This window comes from Mycolicibacterium chlorophenolicum, assembly GCF_001044235.1.
GTDB classification, from domain to species: domain Bacteria; phylum Actinomycetota; class Actinomycetes; order Mycobacteriales; family Mycobacteriaceae; genus Mycobacterium; species Mycobacterium chlorophenolicum.
On sequence record NZ_JYNL01000020.1, the window covers coordinates 755,716 to 778,840 of the forward strand.

Genomic DNA, 23,125 nt, shown 5'->3' on the forward strand with positions numbered 1-23,125 from the left:
CAGCGCACCGATCTCGCTCACTCGCCGCGCAGGTCGGCGCCGCCCCAGAGTCCGTACAGCCACAGCCGCTCGGCGATCTCGGTGGCCCGCGCCGGGTCGACCTCGCGGCCCACGAACGCGCTGTCGCGCGCCAGCGTCATCGACGTGACCGCCGTGAGGGTGCGGACCAGCGCCGGTAGGTCGTCGGAGATCGGACGCGCGCCCTGGTCCTGCCCGACCAGTCCCACGATCTTGTTGACGACGGTGTCCTGGAAGTCGTCCATGATCTCGCGGATCTGCGCGTCGGTGCTGCGCGCGAGATTGCAGGCGCCCATGATCGGGTCGTTCGAGGCGAACACCGCGGCCGCGTAACCCACCATCCGGGTGGCGAACGCCGACGGCGTCTCCCCCGCCTCACGCGGGGCGAAGTCGTGGGTGAGCTGGTCGAGTTCGGCCATCGCCTCGGCGACGATCACGGCGAGCACCGCGTACTTGGAATCGAAGTAGAAGTAGAAGCCCGAGCGCGCCACGCCCGCGCGCTCGCTGATCGTGCTCACCGACAGGTCGGCGAACGAGCGCTCCTGCAGCAGGTCACGCACCGCGGTGATGATGGCGTCCCGCTGCCGATCGCCGCGGCTGCGCCGCGGATCGGTGGTGGCGGGATCGGCTGTCATGGCAGTCAACCTTGGCATCGCGGCGCGCGGGACACAAACTCCGTGAAACTTGACAGGCGTCAAGAGTCTCGACCAGGATGGTCGCCAGTGACATCGACCACAGTCACCCTCAGTCAGGAGTGTGAAGATGCCGACGATCAGCGCCACCGACTACTGGCTTGACCAGGCCAAACGGCGATTGAAGCCCACACCGGTGACCATTCCCGGCATGGGCGCGGTGGAGAAGCGCCTCAAGAACACCGAGTGGGACCAGTTCGTGTTCGCCGAGCCGCCGGCGGGCAGCGGACTCAAGGCGATCAAGGGTGACGCCGGGTTGCCGGTGATCGGGCACATGATCGAGACGTTCCGCGGCGGTCCCGACTTCATCCTCGAGCAGTACCGCAAGCACGGGCCCATCTATTACTCGCAGTCGCCCGCGCTGTCGGCGGTGATGGCGCTGGGCCCCGACGCCACCCAGGCCGTCTTCACCAACCGGAACAAGGACTTCTCCCAGCGCGCCTGGGATCCCATCATCGGCCCGTTCTTCGACGGCGGCCTGATGCTGCTCGACTTCGACGAGCACCTGTTCCACCGTCGCATCATGCAGGAGGCGTTCACCCGTAGCCGGCTGTCCGGCTACGTGCCGCACGTCGACTCGGTCGCGACCCGCGTGCTCGCCAACGACTGGGTGCCCAACGATCCGCGGTTCCTCTTCTATCCGGCGATCAAGGAACTGACCCTCGACATCGCCTCCGAGGTGTTCATGGGTCACCCGGCGGGCACCGACCGCGAACTGGTGACCACCATCAATCAGGCGTTCACCACGACCACCCGGGCGGGCAACGCCATCGTCCGCAAGCCGGTGCCGCCGCTGACCTGGTGGCGGGGCATCAAGGCCCGCGAGACGCTCGAGCACTACTTCTCCAGCCGGATCGGTGAGAAGCGCCGCTCGGAGAGCACCGACATGTTCAGCGTGCTGTGCCACTCGGCCGATGAGGACGGCGGCAGCTTCACCGACGACCAGATCGTCAGCCACATGATCTTCCTGATGATGGCGGCCCACGACACGTCGACCTCCACGATGACGACGATGGCCTACCACCTGGCGGCCAATCCGCAGTGGCAGGACCGGCTGCGCGAGGAGTCGGAGCGGATCGGCGACGGGCCGCTCGACATCGAGGCGCTGGACAAGCTCGAGACCTACGACCTCGTGGTGAACGAGTCGCTGCGGATGATGACGCCGCTGCCGTTCAACTTCCGCCAGACGGTGCGCGACACCGAGCTGCTCGGCTACTACATCCCGGCCGACACCGCGGTGGTGACGTGGCCGTCGATCAACCACCGGCTGCCCGAGCTGTGGACCGATCCGGAGAAGTTCGACCCGGAGCGCTTCGCCGAGCCGCGCAACGAACACAAGAGGCACCGTTACGCGTTCGCCCCGTTCGGCGGCGGAGCGCACAAGTGCATCGGCATGGTGTTCGGTCAGCTGGAGATCAAGACGGTCATGCACCGGCTGCTGCGCCGCTACCGGCTCGAACTGCCCAAGGCCGGCTACACCCCGCGCTACGACTACGGCGGGATGCCGGTGCCGCTGGACGGTATGCCGATCGTGTTGCGCCCCTTGCGCTGACGGACCTCAGGCCAGCAGGCGGTTGGCGCAGGCGACCACCGCCCGCAACGCCGACTGGACCGGGTCGTCCGACCAGCCCAGCGCCCACTCCGCACGCCCGGCCCCGCTGCCGCACAGGAACGTCGCGGTCTGCCCGCCGGCGCGCAGCTGGTGGAAGGCCGTCACCTCGACGGCGATCCCGCGGTCGTGGAGCATCGCGGTCAGCGCGGCCACCGGACCGCACGCGGCGGCCCGCGCCGTGCCGATGCTGTCCCCCAGTGCCAGCGTGGCCTGATAGGTGCGTGCCTGCGGGCCCAGCCGGCCCGCGGGACGGTCGCCGTCGACGCACGACCACTGCCCGAGGCGCACGGGCCCGGCGTGCGGCGCGTACTCCCCGACGAACGCATCGAAGGTCTTCGTCTCGGCGTCCGCACGCAACGGGCGCGGCACACGGCCGTCCACGCATGCGGCGAACGACGACAGGGGTGTGGTGGCGATGGAGGAGTTCATGGGTGCCGGCCTCGAGATGAAGGGGAAAGCGACCGACGAACGAGCAACGACCCACAGCGAGGGGTCGGTCTGGATCAGACCCCGCTGCGGGTTGCTACTACGAGTCGCCTCGGCACGTCGACGATGCTAGCCCCGCCCGCGCCGCCGCTGCAACCACATTCGCCTCGGAGGGTGTGGTGCTGCCGGTACCGTCCGCGGTTGGCACAATGAGCCCGGTGTCGTGGTCGCAGACGGTGCTGCTCGTCGCGGCCGGCATCCTCGGGGGTCTGACCGGGAGCATCGCGGGGCTGGCCTCGGTGGCGACCTACCCGGCTCTGCTCGTGGTGGGCCTGCCGCCCGTCACCGCCAACGTCACCAACACGGTCGCCCTGGTGTTCAACGGCATCGGGTCGGTCTTGGGCTCGCGACCCGAATTGGCGGGGCAGGGCCGTCGGCTCGCCCGGATCGTGCCGTTCGCGATTCTCGGCGGCGTGGCCGGGGCGGCGCTGCTGCTCTCCACCCCGGCCGAGGGTTTCGAAAGGGCGGTGCCGGTGCTGCTCGGTGTGGCGGCCGTGGCGATACTGCTGCCGGTGCGGCCTCGCGCCGACGTCGAGCGGGGCCGCAGACGCGAGCTGGCCGGTCTGCTGGCCGAGACGGCGGCGATCGCGGCGATCTGCGTCTACGGCGGCTACTTCGGTGCGGCCGCCGGTGTGTTGCTGCTGGCGTTGCTGTTGCGTTCGGGCACAACGACGTTGGCGCACGCCAACGCCACCAAGAACGTCGTGCTGGGGGCCTCGAACTGCAGCGCCGCCGTGGTGTTCGCGATCGTCGCGCCGGTGCAGTGGGCGGCGGTCGCGGCGCTCGGCCTCGGCTGCCTGCTCGGATCCCGACTGGGACCGGTCGTGGTGCGCCACGCGCCCGCCGGCCCGATGCGGGTGGCGATCGGACTCGCCGGTCTGGCCTTGGCGATCAAGCTGGGGTGGGACACCTACCGCTGAGGTCTAAAGGAACACGTTGTCGCCGTGCGCAACCCGCGTTCCGAGCTCGATCAGGTTCTCCGCCGAGGCGTGCAGCCGCTCGCCGGCCTCCGCGCTGGCCTGCCCGGCCAGGTACCGCGACCACGTGCCCTCGATGACGATGCCGAGCTTGAAGCAGGCCATGGCCACGTACCAGTCGAGCCGCTCGGTGGATCGCCCGCCGGCGTCCCGGTAGGCGGCGAGTAACTCTGTCCGGGTGGGCAACCCGCCGAGAGAGGCGAGCGCCGCGCCCGCATCGATCGGGTTCGGCCCGTCGGGCCAGCACACCAGCATCCAGCCCAGATCGAGCAGGGGGTCGCCGATGGTGCACATCTCCCAGTCGATGAACGCCGCCACCTCCGCAACGTCGCGGCGCAGCAGCACGTTGTTGAGGTGGCAGTCGCCGTGCATGATCGCCGGGTCGGCGTCCGGCGGGCGGTGGGCCTCGAGCCATTCGGCGAGACCGGCGACCGACGGGAACGACTCCGGCGCGTAGCCGTCATGGCGATAGCTCTCGAGGAGGCGCATGAACTGCGGAACCTGCCGCGCGAGAAAGGAACCCGGACGTTTGAGCTGCGCGAGCGCGCTGCCCTGCCACGGCACCGTGCTCAGCGCGGCGAGGCTCGCCGCGTAGGAGAGGCCGACATCGTGGCGCATCCTCGGATCGCGCACATATGCGTCGTCGACGTCGGTGCCGGGGTTGAATCCGTCGATGGCCTCCATCAGATAGAAGACGACACCGAGGACGTCGAGATCGTCGCAGCCGGCGATCAACTCGGGGTGCGGAACCGGGGAACCGGCGAGGGTCGTCAGCACCGCGATCTCCCGGCGCATCGTGTTGTCACTGGTGGGTCGGGGATGCTCCGGCGGGCGGCGCAGCACCATCGGCCGGCCGTCGACCGACAACTGCACCACGATGTTCTGCGACCCGCCGGTGAGCGGCGTGACGTCGGAGACGGTCGATCCGAGCCCGATCCGCCGGATCCAGGACTGCAGCGCCTCGGTGTCGGCGTCGGTCAGCATCACCTCGACTGGCATGTCCGCCATAGTGTCAGGTGGGCGCCGACGACAGTGACGATCAGTCGAGGATGCGGCGGGCCACGTTGGTGGTGACGAGGTCGAGCAGCTCGTCGGAGCGCCCGGCGAGGATGGTGCGGATCGCGTAGAGGGAGAAGCCCTTGGCCTGCTCGGCGGTGATGGCGGGCGGGATGGACAGTTCCTGACGCGCGGTCACGACGTCGACGACTGCCGGTCCGTCGACGGCGAACGCGTCGGCGAGCGCCTGTTCCAGGTCCGCCGGCTGTTCGACGCGCCGGCCGAAGATCCCCATCGCCTGGGCCACGTCGGCGAAGTTCGGGTTGACCAGGTCGGTGCCGTAGTTGACGATTCCGGCGGCTTTCATCTCCAGTTCGACGAAGTTCAGCGAGGAGTTGTTGAACACGACGAGCTTGACCGGCAGCCGGTTCTGGACGAGCGTGATCAGCTCGCCGAACAGCATCGTCAGGCCCCCGTCACCGGCCAGCGCGACCACCTGCCGGTCGCGCGCCGCGGTCTGCGCGCCGATCGCGTGCGGCAGCGCGCACGCCATGGTGCCGTGGTTGAACGAACCGATCAGGCGCCGGCGCCCGTTCATGCGCAGGTAGCGCGCCGCCCACACCACCGGCGATCCCACGTCGACGGTGAACACCGCGTCATCGGCGGCGAGCTGATTGACCAGTCCCGCAACGTATTCCGGCCGGATCGGGGTGCGGTCGCGGTCGTTGATGGCGAGCTCGTCGAGCGTCTTGCGGGTCCTGCGGTAGTGCCGCAGCGACCGCTCCAGGTGGGCGGTGTCGGCCTTGGGCCGCAGCAGGGCCCTCAGCGGCGGCAGGGTGTCGGCGACGGTGCCGACCAGACCGAGGTCCACCGGGGTCCGCCGGCCGAGGTGGCGACCGCGGATGTCGACCTGGATCACCCGCGCATGGTCGGGAAAGAACTGCTGATAGGGGAAGTCGGTCCCCAGCATCAGCAGCGTGTCGCATTCCTTGATCGCCTTGTATCCCGACGCGAAACCGAGCAGTCCCGTCATCCCGACGTCGAAGGGGTTGTCGTATTCGATGAATTCCTTGCCCCGCAACGCGTGCACGACGGGGGCCTTGAGGGCGTCGGCGAGCGCGACCAGTTCGTCGTGCGCACCGGCGACGCCCGCGCCCGCGAGGATGGTGACGGCCTGCGACGCGTCCAGGATCGCCGCCGCCTGCCGCAGCGACTCGTCGTCGGGGCGTGCCACTGTCGCGGCGGCGCGCACCGGTCGGGACTCCCAGGCCGTCGCAGGGGCCTTCTGTAGGAAGATCTCGCCGGGGATGACCACGACGGCCACGCCACGCTCCTCGACCGCCGCCCGCATGGCCATGTGCAGGATCCGCGGCAGCATCTCCGGAGTGCTGACCAGTTCGCAGTACACGCTGCAGTCCCGGAACAACTCCTGCGGGTGGGTCTCCTGGAAGTACTCGGACCCGATCTCGGTGCGCGGGATGTGCGCGGCGATCGCGAGCACCGGCACCCGGCTGCGCTGCGCGTCGAACAGGCCGTTGATGAGATGCAGATTGCCCGGCCCGCAGCTGCCGGCGCAGACCGCCAGTTCTCCGGTCAGCGCGGCGTCGGCGGCCGCCGCGAACGCGGCGGTCTCCTCGTGTCGCACGTGCTCCCAGGTCAACTCCCCGGAGCGGCGCAGCGCGTCGGTGAAGCCGTTGAGGCTGTCGCCCGGCAGCCCGTAGACGCGCCGGACGCCGCTGGTGTGCAGGGCGGTGATGACGTGATCAGCGACGGTAGCCACCCCTCGACCTTAGTGATTTCGGTGTCGTTGGTCGCTCTCAGCGCGACCGATGACGCCGAAATCACCCGTCTACTTGGGGGCGAAACGCTGGCCCGCGTCCAGCCGCAGGCACTGCCCGTTGAGCATGGGGTTCTCGACGATCGCGACGGCGAGTTTGGCGTACTCCTCGGGCTTGCCGAGGCGCTTGGGGAACGCGGCGTCCTTGGTCAGCACGGTGGCGAACTCGTCGGGGATGCCCTCGGTCAGCCCGGTGGCGAACAGGCTGGGCGCGATCGCGAGCGCCCGGATCCCGAGGCTGCCCAGATCGCGTGCCATCGTCAGGCACATCCCGGCGATCGCCGCCTTGGACGCGGTGTAGGCGACCTGCCCGATCTGCCCTTCGAAGGCGGCGATCGAGGCGGTGTTGATGATGACCCCGCGCTCTTCGGCCTCGTCGTCGACGGGCTCGTTGCTCGACATGTGCCAGGCGGCGAGGCGGCTGATGTTGAAGGTGCCGATCAGATTGAGGTCGATGCTCTTGCGGAACGACTCCAGGCTGTGCGGACCGTCCTTCTTCACGGTGCGCTCCGCGAGGCCGCCACCTGCGGTCGTCACGGCGATGTGCAGGCCGCCGAGCCCCTGGACCGCCTGATCGAGAACCGTCTCGGTGCCGTCGAAGTCGGTGACGTCGACGGCGTGGAAGGTGCCGCCGATCTCGTCGGCGACCTCGGCCCCCCTGGACTGCGGGCGGTCCAGCACCGCCACGCTCGCGCCACGCTTGGCCAGCGCCTCGGCCGTCGCGCGGCCGAATCCGGACGCGCCTCCGACGACGACGGCCTTCTTGCCCTCGATCTCCATCTCGCTCCCTTCCCGTCGACCAACGTTGCATTTCGTGGTCAATCTGTAAAGCAACCTAGCGGATGACACGAATCGGTAAGGGTTTCGGGTTCGCTGCGCCGGTAGTTTGGCGCCATGACCACTCTGGGTGCCCGGGCTGCGGGCGGCGTCGCCGCGGCCGCCGTCGCCGTCGGAGTGGCGCAGTTGGTCGGCGCGGCGTTCGGCCCGCAGGCCGACGTGCGGACGGCCGTCGGCTCCGCGGTGATCCAGTTGACGCCCGGACCGGTCAAGGAATGGGCCATCCAGACCTTCGGCACCGCAGACAAACTGGTGCTCTCGGTCGCCGTGCTGCTCGTCATCGCCGCGCTGGCCGCCGTCGCGGGGATCCTGGAAGGCCCGCGACGCCCGCTGGGCAGCGCGATGATCGTCGCCGCAGGCGCGCTGGGCTGCGCGGCAGTGCTGTCGCGCGCCGGGGCGACCGCCGTCGACACCATTCCCACACTGGTGGGCGTCGTGTGCGGGATCGCCGCACTGCGGCTGGTGATCTCGCGCCGTTTGCGGGACCGCGAGGCCGCCGAAGACTCCCCCGACGCGGGCCGGCGCCGCTCGCTGGTCACGCTGGGACTGCTCGCCGCGGGCGCGGTCAGCGGCGTCGCCGGTGTGGTGATCACCCGCCTGGCGTCCTCGGTCTCCGGTGACCGCAGCGCGTTCGCGCTGCCCCGCGTTTCCCAGCCCGCCGCCCCGATCCCCGACACGGTGCAGCCGAAAGACGTTGCGCTGCCGTCATTCGTGACGAGCAACGAGGACTTCTACCGCATCGACACCGCGCTGACCGTCCCGCAGCTCAGCCGCGAGGCGTGGCAACTGCGCATTCACGGCATGGTCGACCGCGAGGTGACCCTGCGCTTCTCCGACCTGGACCGCTTCGACCCGGTCGAACGCGTGGTCACGCTGACCTGCGTCTCCAATCCCGTTGGTGGCGAACTGATCTCGAATGCCGTGTGGACCGGCTACCGCGTCGCCGACCTGCTCGCCGAGGCCGGGGTGGACGCCGGCTCCGACATGGTGTTGTCGACGTCGGTCGACGGTTGGACCGCGGGCACGCCGGTCGAGGCACTCACCTCCGGCGACGCGCTGCTGGCGATCGGCATGAACGGCCAGCCCCTGCCGATCGAGCACGGCTACCCGGCCCGGCTGGTGGTGCCGGGTCTGTACGGCTATGTGTCGGCGACCAAATGGCTCGTCGACCTCGAACTCACCCGCTTCGACCGTGCCGAGGCGTACTGGACCAAACTGGGCTGGGCGCCGCGCGGTCCCATCAAGACCGAGTCGCGCATCGACGTCCCGCGCGCCGGTCAGGACGTCCCCGCAGGCCCGGTCACGTTCGGCGGGGTCGCGTGGGCTCAGCACCGGGGCGTGCGCACGGTGGAGGTGCAGATCGACGACGGCGACTGGCAGCAGGCCACGCTCGGCGCCTCCTACTCGAACGACACCTGGCGGCTGTGGAGCTTCGACTGGCAGGCCGCCGGCCCGGGCTTCCACAAGATCACGGTCCGGGCGACCGACAACACCGGTTACACCCAGACCCCGGATCGCGCCGACCCGGTCCCCGACGGGGCGACGGGCTGGCACTCCATCACCTTCAAGGTCACGTGAGCCGGATGTCGGTGGGCCGTGCCAGTCTGACCCCGTGCTCCTGGTAGAGGTCGCCCGCGCGTCGGCGGACGTGGCCGCGTCGTCCTCGCGACTGGCGAAGACCGCCCGCCTCGGTGAGCTGCTGCGCGATGCGGCCGCCGAGGGCCCCGACGCGGTGGCCGTGGTGGTGTCCTGGCTCTCGGGTGAGCTGACTCAGCGACAGATCGGCGTGGGCTGGGCCGCACTGCGCTCGCTGCCCGCACCCGGCACGGAACCCCGGCTCACCGTCGGCGAGGTCGAAGGCGTGTTCACCGAGATCGGGGCGACCGCAGGCAAGGGGTCGCAGGCCCGACGCGCCGAGCTGCTGGGCCAACTCTTCGCGGCCGCCACCGACGTCGAGCAGACGTTCCTGCGCAGGCTGCTCGGCGGTGAACTCCGGCAGGGAGCGCTGGTCGGGGTGATGGCCGACGCGGTCGCCGCCGCCGCCGGCCTGCCGCCCGCCGAGGTACGACGGGCCGCCATGCTCGGCGGCGATCTGCCCGCGGTGGCCGCCGCGGCGCTGACCGGCGGGCAGGAGGCGCTGGCGCAGTTCACGCTGCGGGTCGGCAAGCCGGTCGGACCGATGCTCGCCCAGAGTGCCACCGACGTCGCCGACGCATTGCAGCGTCTCGGCGGCAGCGCTGTCTTCGAAGCCAAACTGGACGGCGCGCGCGTGCAGATCCACCGCGCCGGGGAATCGGTGTCGATCTTCACCCGCAGCCTCGACGATGTCACCGCGCGGCTCCCGGAGGTGGTCGATGCGACGCTGGCACTCCCGATTGAGACCCTGATCGCCGACGCCGAGGCGATCGCGCTCAAGCCGGACGGGCGCCCGCACCGGTTCCAGGTCACCGCGTCGCGGTTCGGCCGCCGCGGCGGCGCCGGTCCGGGCGATCAACGCCTGTCGGTGTTCTTCTTCGATCTGCTCCACGTCGACGGCGCCGACCTCCTCGACCGTCCGGCACACGAGCGCAGCGCGGCGCTGGCCGCGATCGTGCCCGGCGACCAACGGGTCGACCGGCTGGTCACCACCGACGCCGACGAGGCTCAACACTTCCTCGACGTGACACTCGCGGCGGGTCACGAGGGGGTGATGGCCAAGTCGGCCGACGCACCGTACGAGGCGGGACGCCGAGGCGCGGGCTGGCTGAAGGTCAAGCCGGTGCACACCCTCGACCTGGTGGTGCTGGCCGTCGAGTGGGGTTCGGGGCGGCGCACAGGGAAGCTCTCGAACATCCATCTCGGTGCGCGCGACCCCGCGACCGGCGAGCTGAAGATGCTCGGCAAGACGTTCAAAGGGATGACCGACGAGATGCTGGACTGGCAGACGCAGCGGTTCCTCGACCTGGCCGACGGGCCCACCAACGGTTATGTCGTGAAGGTGCGCCCCGAGCAGGTCGTCGAGATCGCCTACGACGGCATCCAGACCTCGACGCGCTACCCCGCCGGCATGGCGCTGCGTTTCGCCCGGGTCCTGCGCTACCGCGACGACAAGACCGCCGCCGAGGCCGACACCGTCGACACCGTGCGCGCACACTACGACCGGGCCACCTGAGTCTGGAAACGGGGGTTCCGCGCCGGGACCGGATTGTCCGGTGCGAGTATCGACACGAGGCACGCGCGTCGAGCCGACGAGGGAGGGACTCGGAGGATCATGGCCACACCCACTGCCGCACCGTCAGGGCGCATCGAAGAATCCGTCGGTGACATCACCTACGTGAAGACCGACAAGGATCTGCCGCCCGTCGCGATCATCGACCGGTCGCCGATCACGACGAAACACAAGATCATCTTCGCTGTCGTCGCGGTGCTCGGGGCGCTGGCGTGGGCCATGATCGCGTTCTTCCGCGGGGAGACCGTGAACGCGGTGTGGTTCGTGATCGCCGCGATCTGCACCTATGTCATCGGCTTCCGGTTCTACGCCCGGCTGATCGAGATGAAGGTGGTGCGACCGCGCGACGACATCGCCACGCCCGCCGAGGTTTTCGAGAACGGCACCGACTACATGCCGACCGATCGGCGGGTGCTCTACGGACATCACTTCGCCGCGATCGCCGGAGCGGGCCCGCTGGTCGGTCCGGTGCTGGCGACGCAGATGGGCTACCTGCCCGGGGCGATCTGGATCATCATCGGCGCCGTCGTGGCCGGCTGCGTCCAGGACTACCTCGTGCTGTCGATCTCGGTGCGCCGCCGGGGCCGCTCGCTGGGCCAGATGGCGCGCGACGAACTCGGCGTGGTCGGCGGCATCGCCGCGATCGTCGGCGTGCTGGTGATCATGGTCATCCTGCTGGCCGTGCTCGCGCTGGTGGTGGTGGGCGCCCTGTCCGAGAGCCCCTGGGGCGTCTTCTCGATCGCGATGACGATCCCGATCGCGATCTTCATGGGTCTGTACCTGAGGTTCCTGCGGCCCGGCCGGGTCTCCGAGGTCTCGGTGATCGGCGTGGCGCTGTTGCTGCTGGCTGTCGTGTCAGGCGGCTGGGTGGCCGAAACCTCGTGGGGCGTGGACTGGTTCACGCTGTCGAAGGTGACCCTGTCGTGGTGCATCATCCTCTACGGCCTCGCGGCCTCGGTGTTGCCGGTGTGGTTGCTCCTCGCCCCGCGCGACTACCTGTCCACCTTCATGAAGGTGGGCACCATCGCGCTGCTGGCCATCGGGATCCTGATCGCCCGCCCGGTCATGGAGGCCCCGGCCATCTCCTCCTTCGCTGCCAGCGGCACCGGTCCCGTCTTCGCCGGCTCCCTGTTCCCGTTCCTGTTCATCACGATCGCCTGTGGCGCGCTGTCGGGCTTCCACGCCCTGATCTCCTCGGGCACCACGCCGAAGCTGCTCGAGAAGGAAAGCCAGATGCGGCTGATCGGGTACGGCGGCATGCTGACCGAGTCGTTCGTGGCGATCATGGCGCTGATCACCGCGGCGATCATCAATCAGCACCTCTACTTCACGATGAATGCCCCCTCGGCTTCGACCGGGACCACCGCGCAGAGCGCCGCCGACTACGTCAACGGGCTCGGGCTGTCCGGGGCGCCGATCAGCCCGCAGGACATCGACGAGGCGGCCCGCAGTGTCGGGGAGGAAACCATCGTCTCGCGCACCGGCGGAGCGCCCACGCTCGCCTTCGGCATGTCCGAAGTGCTGCACCAGGTGTTCGGGGGCACCGGGCTCAAGGCGTTCTGGTACCACTTCGCGATCATGTTCGAGGCGCTGTTCATCCTCACCACCGTCGATGCCGGGACGCGCGTGGCGCGATTCATGCTGTCCGACGCACTGGGCAACCTGGGCGGACCGCTGAAGAAGCTGCGCAATCCGAGCTGGCGCGTCGGCGCGTGGGTGTGCAGCCTGGTCGTCGTCGCCGCATGGGGCAGCATCCTGCTGATGGGAGTCACCGATCCGCTGGGCGGGATCAACACCCTGTTCCCGCTGTTCGGCATCGCCAACCAGCTGCTGGCCGCGATCGCGCTCACCGTGGTCACCGTGGTGGTCATCAAGCGCGGCCTGCTGAAATGGGCCTGGATTCCCGGCATTCCGCTGACGTGGGATCTCATCGTGACCATGACGGCGTCCTGGCAGAAGATCTTCTCCGGCGACCCGAAGGTCGGGTACTGGACGCAGCACTTCTCCTACCGCAACGCCAGGGACGCCGGTGAGACCGCGTTCGGGGCCGCCAAGAACCCCGGCCAGCTCGACGCCGTCATCCGCAACACGTTCATCCAGGGCACGCTGTCGATCGTCTTCGCAGCACTCACGCTGATCGTCTTCGCCGCCGGTGTCGCGATGGCCATCAAGGCGATTCGCGGCCAGGGTGCCCCGCTGACAGAGGACGAGCCCGTCCCGTCGCGGATGTTCGCCCCGTCGGGCATGTTCGTCACCGCCGCCGAGAAGGAGGTGCAGAAGCAGTGGGACGGGTTACCGCGGGAGCACGCCGGGCATTCGGCCAGATCGGCTGGTACGTCGGGTCCTTGATGGGAGACGACCACTACCGGCGGTATGTGGAACATCGGGAACGCGCGCATCCGGGCGCCCCGGTGATGTCGGAGCGCGAGTACTGGCGGCATCGGCACGCCGCCGCGGACGCCAACCCCGGCGCCCGCTGCTGCTGACGCCCGAACCGACGTTCGGGGGGAAAACGCGAGACGCGCACCCCATTTCGTCGATCTCGACGCTCCGGTCACGGGGTGCCGCGGTGCAGGGTCGCCGTCAGCTCGGCGATCTCGGCCTCGCTCACGGTCGCCGGGAACCCGACCAGCACGCGGTCGATCGCCCCGGCACACCGGTCCAGGATCTTGCCGGCCACGTCGTCGACCGGCGCCACCACCGCGAACGTCTCGAGCATCGTGTCGTCGATCAGCGATCCCATGACATCCCAGTCGCCCGCCCGGGACAGCCGGTGCAACTCGGTCTGCAGGTCACCCCAGCCGTGCAGTTCGAGCACACCCCGGTAGGCCGGGGTGGACGCGTAGAACGCGATCTGCGTGCGGGTGCCGACGGCCGCCGCGGCCAGTTCAGCCTCGTCGTGACCGGTCACCACGAACAACGGGCTGGCCACCTCGATGTCGGCACGCTGCCGGCCCGCCCGCTCCAATCCGCGGGTCAGCGTCGGGATCGTCACCTCGCGCAGATAGCGTTCCGTCGAGAAGGCATGCGCCAGAAGCCCGTCGGCGACTTCGCCGCACATCTCGGTCATCCGGTCACCCACCGCGGCGAGGAATACCGCCGGGTCGCCGTGACCGTGTGCCGGCGGAGTGAACATCGGTGTCATCAGCGTGTGCGTGTAGAAGTCGCCCTCGAAGCGCAGCGGACTGTCGTCGCGCCAGCAGGTCCAGATCGCCCGCATCGCCGCGACGAACTCGCGCATCCGCGCCACCGGACGGTCCCACGGCATGCTGAACCGTCGCTCGATGTGCGGCTTGATCTGGGAACCGAGCCCCAGCAGGAACCGACCCTGCGAATAGTCCTGCAGGTCCCATCCGATCTGCGCCACGGTCATCGGGTTACGCGCGAACGCCACCGCGATGCTGGTGCCCAGTTGAATACGACTGGTGTGTTCGGCGGCCAGCGTCAGCGGCAGGAACGGATCGTGGTCGATCTCGGCGGTCCAGCATCCGTCGTAGCCGCGCCGCTCGAGGGCACGGGCGCCCTCGGGTACCTGCGCGAGCTGCCCGACGACGGCCGCGTCGACCTTCACCCCGGCTGCGGTCAACGGTCGGACGCGCGGTAGGCGGCCACGATCGGTTCGAGTTCGTCGGGCGTGGCGCCGTGCATGATCACCGCGTCCGCGCCGTAGTCGAACTCCTGACGCAGCCGGTCGACGCACTGCTGCGCAGAGCCCGTCGCCGCGGGTTCCAGCCACTCGTCGGGGATCAGTGTCGCGATGTGCTCGATCTGATCGGCGGTGGCCTTGTGGTCGATGCCGCCCGGGACCGACTGCACCACGGGATCGTCCCGGAAGCGTTGCAGCACAGCAGGATCCCAGCCGTTGGTGCGGACCAGCAGGTCACCGTAGCCCTGCAGATAGGTGGCCAGCCGAGCCACCGTCTTCTTCAGCCGCAGCTCCTCGGGCAGGTGGTCCCCCACCGTCGCGAAGCACGACCACACCCGGACGTCGGCCGGGTCGCGGCCCGCCTGCTCGGCGGCGTCCTTCACAGTGGTGACGGCGCGCTGCAGCGTCTCGGGGGTGAAGTAGGTGTGCAGGATGACGTCGTCGAACACCCGACCGCCCAGCGCCAGCGTCTGGGGGCCGAACGCGACGATCGCGAGCCGGATGTCCTCGCGGAAGTCGGGGTCCAGGAAGAGCAGGTTGTACTGGCCGATCGGGCCGTCGTGGCCGAAGATCAGTTCACCGTGCCACAGCCTGCGCATGACCTGCGCGAAGTCCTCCATCTGCGCGGTCGTCACGGCCGGCACACCGAACGCGTCGTACATCGCTGCGATGCCCCGCCCGATCCCGAGGGTGAACCGCCCCCCCGAGAGCCGGTGCATCGTGGTCGCCCACGACCCGGTGATCAGCGGATGCCGGGTGTTGTGGTTGGTGGCGGCGGTGGCGATCCGCATCCGCGAGGTGACCGCCAGCGCGGCGCCGGTCAGCGACGAGGCCTCCTTGACGTTCCAGCGCTCGGAGATGAACCCCGTGCCGAAGCCGAGTTCCTCGCCGCGACGCGCCTCGTCCATCAGCCCGGCGGGACCGTCGCCGCCGGCGCCGGCCAGCAGATAGAACCCCAGCTCGTCGAGCACCCGACGACCTCCCGGGGTCGCGTCGCTCGTATCCGTCACGCCCAGACTCCTTGCTTGTAGCCGCAGTTCCAGACCTCGGTGATCCTGCCATCGACGACGCGGAAGATCTCCATACTCCCGATGGTGGTCTCGGTGCCGTCCGTCAGCCGCATGGGTGACTGGTAGACGACCGCGACATGCTCGCCGTCGTCGCCGGCCACCACCAGGTGCAGGTCGAAGCGGATCGTCTCGAACATCGCGAGATGGTCGACGACGCGCGCGACCGCCTGGTCGTGCGTCAGCGTGACGGCCGCACCCACCTCGTGCCGAATCACCGTCTCGCCGAGGAGCTCCCCCGCCAGCGCGACGTCGCGCTGATTCCAGACCACGAGGTTGTACTGCTCCACCACGTCGCGGGCGGTACGGGTCATCACGACACCTCCAACCGGGGACGGCCCGCACTGACCATACAACTCGGCCGCAGGTGTTCACTCCGGATACCGGGCCGGTCTAGAGTCCAACGCATGCCACAGCCGAATGAGTTCACCGTTCCCGGCGCCGCCGACGCGGTCGTCCGGGTCATCGGTGACCGCGAGTTCATCATCCAGGGCGAGCGGCGTCTGACCTATGCGCAGATCGTCGAGCGGTCGAACCGGTTCGGGGCGTTCCTGCACGCCCAGGGGCTGGGGTGCCACACCGAGCGCAGCGGGCTGCCCGGGCACGAGGTGGGCCAGGATCTGCTCGGCATCTACGCGCACAACGGCCCGGAGTACGTGGAGGGGATGCTGGGCGCGTGGCGCGCCCGCGTCGCCCCGTTCAACGTCAACTACCGCTACGTCAAGAGCGAGCTGCACTACCTGCTGTCGGATTCGGGCGCCTCCGCACTGCTCTACCATTCCGCGTTCGCCCCGCGGCTGGCCGAGGTGCTCCCCGATCTTCCGGCGCTGCGCGTGCTCATCCAGATCGCGGACGACTCGGGCAACGAATTGTTGCCCGGTGCAGTCGATTACGAGTCGATCGTCGGGGAAGGGCCAGCCGATCCGCCTCCGGTCGAGCCCTCGCCCGACGATCTCTACGTGCTGTACACCGGCGGCACGACCGGCATGCCCAAGGGTGTGCTGTGGCGCCAGCACGACATCTTCATGACCTCGTTCGGCGGCCGCAGCCTCTACACCGGCGAGGCCGCCCGCTCCTACGACGACATCGCCACCCGGTGCGCGGAATCCCCCGGCACCACGCTGATGGTGCTGCCGCCGCTGATGCACGGTGCCGCGCAGTGGGCCGTCCTGACGGCCATGACGACCGGGCAGTCCGTGGTGTTCTCCGCGGTGACCGACCACCTCGACGTCGACGACGTCGTGCGCACGGTCGAGCGGGAGAAGGTCCTGGCGGTCACCGTCGTCGGCGATGCGATGGCCCGGCCGCTGGCCGATGCGTTCGAGCGCACCGGGGCCGATCTGTCGTCGCTGGCGGTGGTGGCCAACGGCGGAGCGCAACTCACGCCGACCGCCAAACAGCGGCTGATCGACGCGAAGCCGAACCTGATGGTCGTCGACGGGGTCGGTTCCTCGGAGACCGGTGCGCAGATGACCCACATGTCGGGTCAGGGTGCGGTGTCGACGGGCACGTTCACCGCCGGGCCCGACACCTCGGTCGCCGCAGAGGATCTCAGCGCCCTGCTGGAACCGGGCCACGACGGGATGGGCTGGCTCGCGCAGCGCGGATACGTTCCGCTGGGCTACAAGGGTGACCCGGTGAAGACCGCCGCGACGTTCCCGGTCATCGACGGTGTCCGGCATTCGGTCCCCGGCGACCGCGCCCGCCACCTCGCCGACGGCGCGATCGAGTTGCTCGGCCGCGACTCGGTGACGATCAATTCGGGCGGCGAGAAGATCTTCGCCGAGGAGGTGGAGTCGGCGGTCGCGTCGCATCCCGCCGTCGCCGACGTCGTGGTGGCCGGGCGGCCCAGCGAGCGTTGGGGTCAGGAGGTGGTCGCGGTGGTCGCGCTCGCCGAGGGCAGGGACGCATCGGCCGAGGAGCTCGTCGAGCATGCGGCACAGGTGATCGCGCGCTACAAACTGCCCAAGGCGGTGGTGTTCCGGCCCGTGATCGAACGCAGCCCGGCCGGCAAGGCCGACTACCGCTGGGCCCGGGAACAGGCCATCAGCGGGCAGTGAGCCGCGAAAACAGCGGTGCGACCGCCTGATTCAGGCGATCGCACCGCTGTTGTCGAGCAGAACGTCAGGCTCAGACCTCGCAGGTCGACCCGTCGAGCACGCACAGCGGCTGGCTGGCGCCGAGCAGCGCACCGGACTCGGCGCCGGATGCGCTGAGCAGGTTGAAGTTCTGGTTGCCGTCGAACGGGCTGTAGTAGTTGTAGTCGCCGAGCTCCTTGGCCGCGTCGTAGTTCTTGAACGCCGGGATTCCGCCGAACGGGGTGACGTATTGGAAGGAGATCTTGCTCCTGCCCGAGTCGGTGGGCAGCGCGTAGTACGCCTCGCCGAACCCGGTGGTGCCGGTGTAGCTGAAGTTGAACACCGATCCGACCGGCGGGACCTTGCCCGCCTCCGGACCGACGCCCGAATCTTCCGCCACATCGACGATGCCGGTGACCAGCACGGCCTCGGAGCTGTTGCCGGCGAGATTCCACTGCTTGGTCACGTCGGCATTGACCTTGCCGAGGTACTTGCCGGCCGAGTCGTAGACCTCGTATTGCTGATAGCCCTGGACGATGGCCTCGCGTGGCGGGAGGCCGTTGACCCCGGAGTACTGCAGCTCGCCGACGGGCTTGAGGCTGTAGCCGGTGCCGTTGCGACCCGGAACGTCCAGCGACGTCCGGACCGGCGGCGCGGCCGCGTCGAAGCGGAACTGCAGATCCAGGGTGTCCACCCTGCCCGACCTCTTTGTATCGACCAGGATCGTCTTGATCACGTTCGAGTTCGGCCGCGCGTCCGGCTTGGCGTAGTAGAGAAGGTAGTCGCCCGGGTCCTCGGTCCAGTAGATGATGTTGTAGATGGTGCCTTCCGGCGGGATCTGGCCGGCCCCGACACCCACCTTGTCGCCCTCGGCGTTGGTGACGAGGATGGCCTCGCTGGTGGTACCCCAGAAGTCGGACGTGACCGTGACGACGCCGTCGAAGGTGCCGACGAGTTGGTTCGTCTGCTCGTCGTAGACGCCGAAGGTGTTCGACCCCTGGATGGCGTTGAACAGCGGCTGATAGGCGGCGTACGCCGTCCACGGGGTGGTCGGGTTGATCGGCTTGATGTAGTAGCCGTCCTGGGTGTGCAGCGGCCGGTTCACCCCGACGTTGTCGTAGAGGAAGTTGGCCGAGCTGAAGTTGATCCGGAACGGGTCGGGGTTGAGCGGCAGCGAGAAGCTGGACGTCACGAACTTGTAGGTGACGACGTCCTTGCCGCCGGGGTTGTCCAGAGCGGAGTAGACGTTGCCGTACTTGCCGTTGCTCACACTGGCGAACACCGACCCGGGCCGCGGGATGTCCTTGAGATCCGTGCCGAACTCGGCGCCGTCGACCTCGAAGTCGACGCTGTCGACCATGATCTGCAGCAGCCGGTTACCGGAGCCGACGTCATTGTTGTAGGTCACCAGCCCGTGGATGGTGGCGACCGTGGTGCCGTTGCTCGGGTCGACCAGCTGGAAGTCCTGCTTGCCCTGGACGATGCCGGGAAAAGCAGGAACCATCGTGTACTTGCCGTAGAACTGCCCGATGGTCGGCTCGCCGACGGGAACGACCTCGTAGCCGTTCCAGTACATCGTCGGGTCGTCGGTCTGCGCGGCGGCGAGCTCACGGCGCGATGCCGCGGCCGCGACCCAGGCGAACGGCGAGTTCGCCGCAGGCGACGTCGGCGCGTTGCCGCTGAAGACGTCGAGCAACCGCTTGAACAGCGTGGCCAGCGGGCCCTGCGACACCGGGGTCGTGGACGCTTCCTGCGCGGTGGCCGTCGGGACCTCCGCCGTGGTCGTCTCGGGGGTCTGGGCAGCCGTCGACACCTCCACCAGGGTGGAGGCCGGCTTGGTGGTATCCGGGGCATCGACGGCGATGCTGGCCAGCAAGGACTTCAGCGGCTTCTTGGTCGGGGTCGTGTCGACGGTGCTGGTGTCGTCGGTCGACGTGGACGTCGACTCCTCGGCGGGCTTCCACGACCACCGCGGCTTCTTCGGCGGGGTCTTGACCGCCTCGGCCGGATCGTCGGCGCCCTGCTGCGGGGTCTCGTCGGTGCCGCCGGACGGGGTCTCGTCCGTCCCGTCGGAGGGGGTGGCGTCGGGGTCGTCGGTGTCGGTGCCCGGCTTGGGCTTGTGACCGCCGAACAGGTCCGACCAGAGGGTGTGGCGGTCCTTCTTGCCGGTGCCGGTGCTGGTGTCGTCGGTGGCGTCGGGCTTGTCGCTTGAGCCCTTGTCGGACGCCGACGTGTCGGTACCGGACTTTCCGGTCGACTGCGTGCCGGAGATGGTGGACGACTCGGAGGTGGACGTCGTGCCGGTGGCGCCGGTCGCTCCGGAGGCGCCGCCCGAGGCGGATGAATCCGTGTCGGTGGAGGCATAGGCGACTCCGTGGCCGGTGAACACCGCCGCACCTACTCCGAGGGCGACAGCCAGTCCACCGATGCGACCGACATACGAACCAGCATTCATTGCAATCCCCCAGGGGCTACCAGCGACATGTGAGCGAAACTATACAAGTCGGGACAGCCTCCACAGCCTGTTTCCGACGTCATCCAGAAAACCTTCACATTTTTGCTGGGCGCCGTCCACACTCCGGTCGCCCATCGGTGGTCTCAGCCGACCCGCCGCGGCAGGTCGAAGGCGTCGTAGACGTAGGCCAGATCCTTTTGGATCCGCTCGGCGCTCAGGCCGAAACGATCCGGTGCGTGCTGGTGCTTGCTCTTGTACGAGCGCTGCTTCTCGGCCTGCGCGCGCACCTCGTCGAGAAACGCTGCGGTGGGCTCGATCTCGGCGAACTCGCAGATCCGCGCGATGGTCGGCTCCAGGTTCTGGATCAGGTCGGGATAGCGCACCACGCAGAGGTTCTTCTCGGGTATCGCGCCGGAGACGTACGCGTCGTAGAACACCCGCAGCATGGCACAAGAGGCCTGGTAGAGGTTCTCCACCCACCGCTCCTGGTCCTCGGCGCTGGTGCGGTTGAACGCGTCGTAGCCGTTCTCGAGCACGCTCGCGATCAGGGACATGCCCGACGGGATGACCTCGACCGGATCCCGGACGATGTAGACCAGCTTGCAGTCCGGATAGCGCTGCAGCACCTCGTCGAGGCGGAACGTCAGCATGCTCGTCTTGGCGAGGATGCGGCGATCTTTCTTGTAGTACAGATTCCTTCGCCAGAGCTCTTCGTAGTAACGGAAGAAGCGCTCCTTCTCCTGCTCACTGACACCGTCGATGCCGAAGCAGCGCCGGGACAGATCGCTGCCCCAGGTGTCCTGCCAGGCCAGGAAGTAGGCCCAGGCGAACGGCCCGTCGAGGGTGTGGAAGAACCATGCCGGATCGTCGGTCTCGATACCGCGCAGGCTGGTGTCGTGCACATCGGACGGGTGGTAGCGCGCGGGTGAGAGCCGGTCGAGCCGGGGCACGATACGGCCCAGCAGCTTGCGGGCGGTGATCGCCGGGAACAGCATCTCCCACAGCTCGAACGCGGCCAGGTCGCCGGTGCCCAGCAGGAAGCGGTGCAGGAACGTGGTGCCGCTGCGGGGGTTGCCGATGATGAAGATGGGTCGGTCGAGGGGCTCCTCGCGGTACTTCGGGAAGACGATCCGGTCCAGTCCCATCGTCACCGCGGAGAGGCCTGCCCGTACCTGCAGGATGAGGAACGTGCCCAGCGGCCGCAGCCACAGACCGAACGTCTTGTTGATGACCCGGTAGACGCGGAGGTAGCGCCCCATTCAGCCCTCCCAGACAGCGGCAGCACCGACGATGGTGAAACCGGCTGCGGCACTTGCCATCACGATCTTGTCCCCGGGCTCCACGGTGCCGTGTTCGAGTCGGTACTCGAGCGCGAGCGCCCAGGCGGTGCTGGCGGTGTTGCCGAACAGCGAGTGCGTGTGGACGCAGGCCTGCGGGCGGGCGCCCAGCTCGGTGAACACCCGCTCGAGCACGGCCTCGCTGGGCTGGTGGAAGGCGTAGTGGTCGACCTCCTCCGAGGACCATCCGAGATCACCGAGCATCTCCCGGATCGCGGGCGGCACGTGCACCGAGAGCGCGAACAGTTCCTTCGACTTCGACGTGAAATGCCCGTCGACCGGGGTCTTGCACAGTCCGTAGTGCTCGCACAGCGTCTTGTGGAAGATGCCCTCCAGGCGCGCGCTCCCGCCGGCCAGCGGCTCCCGCGACACCAGCAGCGCGGTCGCGGCGTTGCCCAGGGTCAGGCCGGCGGCGAACACCGCGACATCCTGGAGCGACCCCATGTCGTAGGTGATGCGGTCGCGGGTGAGCTCGCCGGAGCAGATGAGCGCCGTCTTCATCTCCGGGTGCAGCGCGAAGTAGCCCGCCACGGTGTGCATCGCTTCGATCAGCCCGGCGCACGCGCACGTCACGTCGGTCGCATGCAGCGGTCGGGCGCCGATCCGGCCTGCCACCTCGGCCGCGGTGGCGGGCTCGAAGTTGTCCCGGGCGATCCCGCCGTAGACGAGGAGGTCGAGGTCGCTCGCCGCCACCCCGTTCTGCTCGAGGCAGGCGATCGCGGCCTGGGACGCAAACTCGCCCGGGGACAGGGTGGTGCTCTGGTCCAGGTAGCGCGTCTTGGTGTTGCACCGGTCGAAGACGTATCGGATGGTTTGCTCGACGCCGTCCCACTCCGATGCGGGCCCTGTGAACTGCTCGCGAACGATGCTGAGCACCTCGTCGTTGTCCATTGCCTTCTCAGGCAACACGGAGGCTGGCCGAGAGAAGTAAAGAGTTGGAAGCGTCATGAGCCGATCCCCCTGTCAAGTGGTGGCGAGATGGTAGCGCTAGCAGGTCATAGACTATGAGCCACGGGGCGGCTCCGCAATTGCAGCAAACGAAACTTACTACGCCGACGTTTCTCTGTGGAAGTTACCGTGCCCTACACAGGCTGTCAGCAGTTTGGGCAGATCTCGGTTGGGACACAAATTTTGCCAGGCCGCTCACAGCTTCTCCCCCGACGCGGCCTTGATATTGACTACTACGTAATATCTCTACCTGCGGCAAGGTTAGCTGACCCCCCGAAATCCGGGAGCAAATCGACAGGTCGGGTTTTTCGGGAGATTCGGTCGCCGCTGCGGCCAGCAACACGGACCGGCGGATCTGTCAAACGCAGTGGTCCCGACGGTGGATGCCGCGTCGGACCGCGTCCAGCCGAACCGGCTCGCCCTCCCCGAGCGACGCGATCTGCCGGGCGATGTCGGCGTGCGCGAGGTGGATCCGCCCCCGCGGATAGGAGATGGCCTCACGCAGCACGCCGGTGGGCCTCGGGGCGTGGACTGTCCGGATAGCCTGGAGGGGGTGCGCTGGATTGTCGATGCCATGAACGTGATCGGCACGCGGCCTGACGGGTGGTGGCGCGACCGGCACCGGGCGATGACGGATCTGGTCCATCGCCTCGAGCGGTGGTCGCTGGCCGAGCAGGTGGACGTCACGGTGGTCTTCGAGCAGCCGCCCGTCCCCCCGATCGAATCGGACGTCGTCACCATCGTGCATGCTCCGGCGGCAGGCCCGAACTCCGCGGACGACGAGATCGTCCGGCTGATCGGTACGCAGGCGCGCCCCGACGACGTCGTGGTCGCCACCTCGGACCGGACACTGGCCGACCGGGTCAGATCGGGCGGGGCCGCGGTGGTCCCGGCGGAGCGGCTGCGGAATCTGATCGACCCGCGCTGAACG

19 protein-coding genes are annotated in these 23,125 nt (G+C 68.8%); 8 read left to right on the plus strand and 11 right to left on the minus strand.

All coding sequences use genetic code 11. The features are described from left to right. Positions 1-17: 17 nt before the first annotated feature. Complete coding sequence (locus tag MCHLDSM_RS11750) at positions 18-653, minus strand: TetR/AcrR family transcriptional regulator (protein ID WP_174545887.1); 636 nt, start codon at positions 651-653, stop codon at positions 18-20. Between the two features lie 127 nt (positions 654-780). Here MCHLDSM_RS11750 and MCHLDSM_RS11755 point away from each other — a divergent pair, with 127 nt between their 5' ends. Further along, positions 781-2,262: a cytochrome P450 gene (locus tag MCHLDSM_RS11755; protein WP_048470305.1), complete on the plus strand. Its 1,482-nt coding sequence runs from the start codon at positions 781-783 to the stop codon at positions 2,260-2,262. A gap of 6 nt (positions 2,263-2,268) precedes the next feature. On the opposite strand, the gene MCHLDSM_RS11760 is transcribed toward MCHLDSM_RS11755, so the two are convergent. Continuing rightward, positions 2,269-2,751, minus strand: coding sequence for a 2-isopropylmalate synthase (locus tag MCHLDSM_RS11760; protein WP_174545885.1), 483 nt, complete (start codon positions 2,749-2,751; stop codon positions 2,269-2,271). A 206-nt stretch (positions 2,752-2,957) separates the two neighbouring features. Here MCHLDSM_RS11760 and MCHLDSM_RS11765 point away from each other — a divergent pair, with 206 nt between their 5' ends. Then, positions 2,958-3,728, plus strand: coding sequence for a sulfite exporter TauE/SafE family protein (locus tag MCHLDSM_RS11765; protein ID WP_172506333.1), 771 nt, complete (start codon positions 2,958-2,960; stop codon positions 3,726-3,728). A 3-nt stretch (positions 3,729-3,731) separates the two neighbouring features. Here the strand turns inward: MCHLDSM_RS11765 and MCHLDSM_RS11770 are convergent, their stop codons facing one another. The 3 genes from MCHLDSM_RS11770 to MCHLDSM_RS11780 all read right to left on the minus strand — a co-directional run bounded on the left by MCHLDSM_RS11770 (position 3,732) and on the right by MCHLDSM_RS11780 (position 7,398). Next, positions 3,732-4,784, minus strand: a complete 1,053-nt coding sequence (locus MCHLDSM_RS11770) for a phosphotransferase family protein (protein WP_048470307.1) — start codon at positions 4,782-4,784, stop codon at positions 3,732-3,734. A gap of 40 nt (positions 4,785-4,824) precedes the next feature. After that, entirely contained in the window at positions 4,825-6,561 is a 1,737-nt protein-coding gene (gene poxB, locus MCHLDSM_RS11775) for a ubiquinone-dependent pyruvate dehydrogenase (RefSeq protein ID WP_048470190.1), read from the minus strand. A 69-nt stretch (positions 6,562-6,630) separates the two neighbouring features. Beyond that, positions 6,631-7,398, minus strand: coding sequence for an SDR family NAD(P)-dependent oxidoreductase (locus tag MCHLDSM_RS11780; protein WP_048470191.1), 768 nt, complete (start codon positions 7,396-7,398; stop codon positions 6,631-6,633). A gap of 114 nt (positions 7,399-7,512) precedes the next feature. On the opposite strand from MCHLDSM_RS11780, the gene MCHLDSM_RS11785 reads away from it, so the two are divergent. From MCHLDSM_RS11785 to MCHLDSM_RS35955, 4 genes are all read left to right on the plus strand, one after another. After that, positions 7,513-9,033: a molybdopterin-dependent oxidoreductase gene (locus tag MCHLDSM_RS11785; protein WP_048470192.1), complete on the plus strand. Its 1,521-nt coding sequence runs from the start codon at positions 7,513-7,515 to the stop codon at positions 9,031-9,033. A 34-nt stretch (positions 9,034-9,067) separates the two neighbouring features. Further along, the gene (locus MCHLDSM_RS11790) at positions 9,068-10,606 is read left to right on the plus strand and encodes an ATP-dependent DNA ligase (RefSeq protein ID WP_048470193.1); all 1,539 of its coding nucleotides are present in this window, start codon (positions 9,068-9,070) and stop codon (positions 10,604-10,606) included. Between the two features lie 99 nt (positions 10,607-10,705). Next, the gene (locus MCHLDSM_RS11795; protein ID WP_048470194.1) at positions 10,706-13,012 is read left to right on the plus strand and encodes a carbon starvation CstA family protein; all 2,307 of its coding nucleotides are present in this window, start codon (positions 10,706-10,708) and stop codon (positions 13,010-13,012) included. Next, the gene (locus MCHLDSM_RS35955) at positions 12,946-13,149 is read left to right on the plus strand and encodes a YbdD/YjiX family protein (RefSeq protein WP_082168824.1); all 204 of its coding nucleotides are present in this window, start codon (positions 12,946-12,948) and stop codon (positions 13,147-13,149) included. Before MCHLDSM_RS11795 ends, MCHLDSM_RS35955 begins: the two co-directional genes overlap by 67 nt. A gap of 68 nt (positions 13,150-13,217) precedes the next feature. On the opposite strand, the gene MCHLDSM_RS11800 is transcribed toward MCHLDSM_RS35955, so the two are convergent. The 3 genes from MCHLDSM_RS11800 to MCHLDSM_RS11810 are packed head-to-tail and all read right to left on the minus strand — an operon-like array spanning position 13,218 to position 15,690. After that, entirely contained in the window at positions 13,218-14,234 is a 1,017-nt protein-coding gene (locus tag MCHLDSM_RS11800; RefSeq protein ID WP_048470195.1) for an LLM class F420-dependent oxidoreductase, read from the minus strand. An 11-nt stretch (positions 14,235-14,245) separates the two neighbouring features. Beyond that, a complete protein-coding gene (locus MCHLDSM_RS11805) occupies positions 14,246-15,319 on the minus strand; it encodes a TIGR03857 family LLM class F420-dependent oxidoreductase (protein WP_082168825.1) in 1,074 nt (357 codons plus the stop codon). After that, positions 15,316-15,690: a nuclear transport factor 2 family protein gene (locus MCHLDSM_RS11810; RefSeq protein WP_048470197.1), complete on the minus strand. Its 375-nt coding sequence runs from the start codon at positions 15,688-15,690 to the stop codon at positions 15,316-15,318. Before MCHLDSM_RS11810 ends, MCHLDSM_RS11805 begins: the two co-directional genes overlap by 4 nt. Before the next feature lie 93 nt (positions 15,691-15,783). Between MCHLDSM_RS11810 and MCHLDSM_RS11815 the strand changes: the two genes are divergently transcribed. Further along, positions 15,784-17,436 (plus strand): medium-chain acyl-CoA ligase Mig, encoded by a 1,653-nt coding sequence (locus MCHLDSM_RS11815; protein ID WP_048470198.1) that lies wholly within the window; start codon positions 15,784-15,786, stop codon positions 17,434-17,436. Positions 17,437-17,506: 70 nt separating this feature from the next. Here the strand turns inward: MCHLDSM_RS11815 and MCHLDSM_RS40090 are convergent, their stop codons facing one another. The 3 genes from MCHLDSM_RS40090 to MCHLDSM_RS11830 all read right to left on the minus strand — a co-directional run bounded on the left by MCHLDSM_RS40090 (position 17,507) and on the right by MCHLDSM_RS11830 (position 22,152). Beyond that, entirely contained in the window at positions 17,507-19,909 is a 2,403-nt protein-coding gene (locus MCHLDSM_RS40090; RefSeq protein ID WP_131722624.1) for a hypothetical protein, read from the minus strand. A 143-nt stretch (positions 19,910-20,052) separates the two neighbouring features. Next, on the minus strand, positions 20,053-21,168 hold the full coding sequence (locus MCHLDSM_RS11825; protein WP_048470200.1) for a sulfotransferase family protein: 1,116 nt from the start codon (positions 21,166-21,168) through the stop codon (positions 20,053-20,055). Beyond that, the gene (locus tag MCHLDSM_RS11830) at positions 21,169-22,152 is read right to left on the minus strand and encodes a 3-oxoacyl-ACP synthase III family protein (protein WP_234713952.1); all 984 of its coding nucleotides are present in this window, start codon (positions 22,150-22,152) and stop codon (positions 21,169-21,171) included. A 595-nt stretch (positions 22,153-22,747) separates the two neighbouring features. Between MCHLDSM_RS11830 and MCHLDSM_RS11835 the strand changes: the two genes are divergently transcribed. Next, the gene (locus MCHLDSM_RS11835; protein WP_082168827.1) at positions 22,748-23,122 is read left to right on the plus strand and encodes an NYN domain-containing protein; all 375 of its coding nucleotides are present in this window, start codon (positions 22,748-22,750) and stop codon (positions 23,120-23,122) included. Positions 23,123-23,125 lie beyond the last annotated feature (3 nt).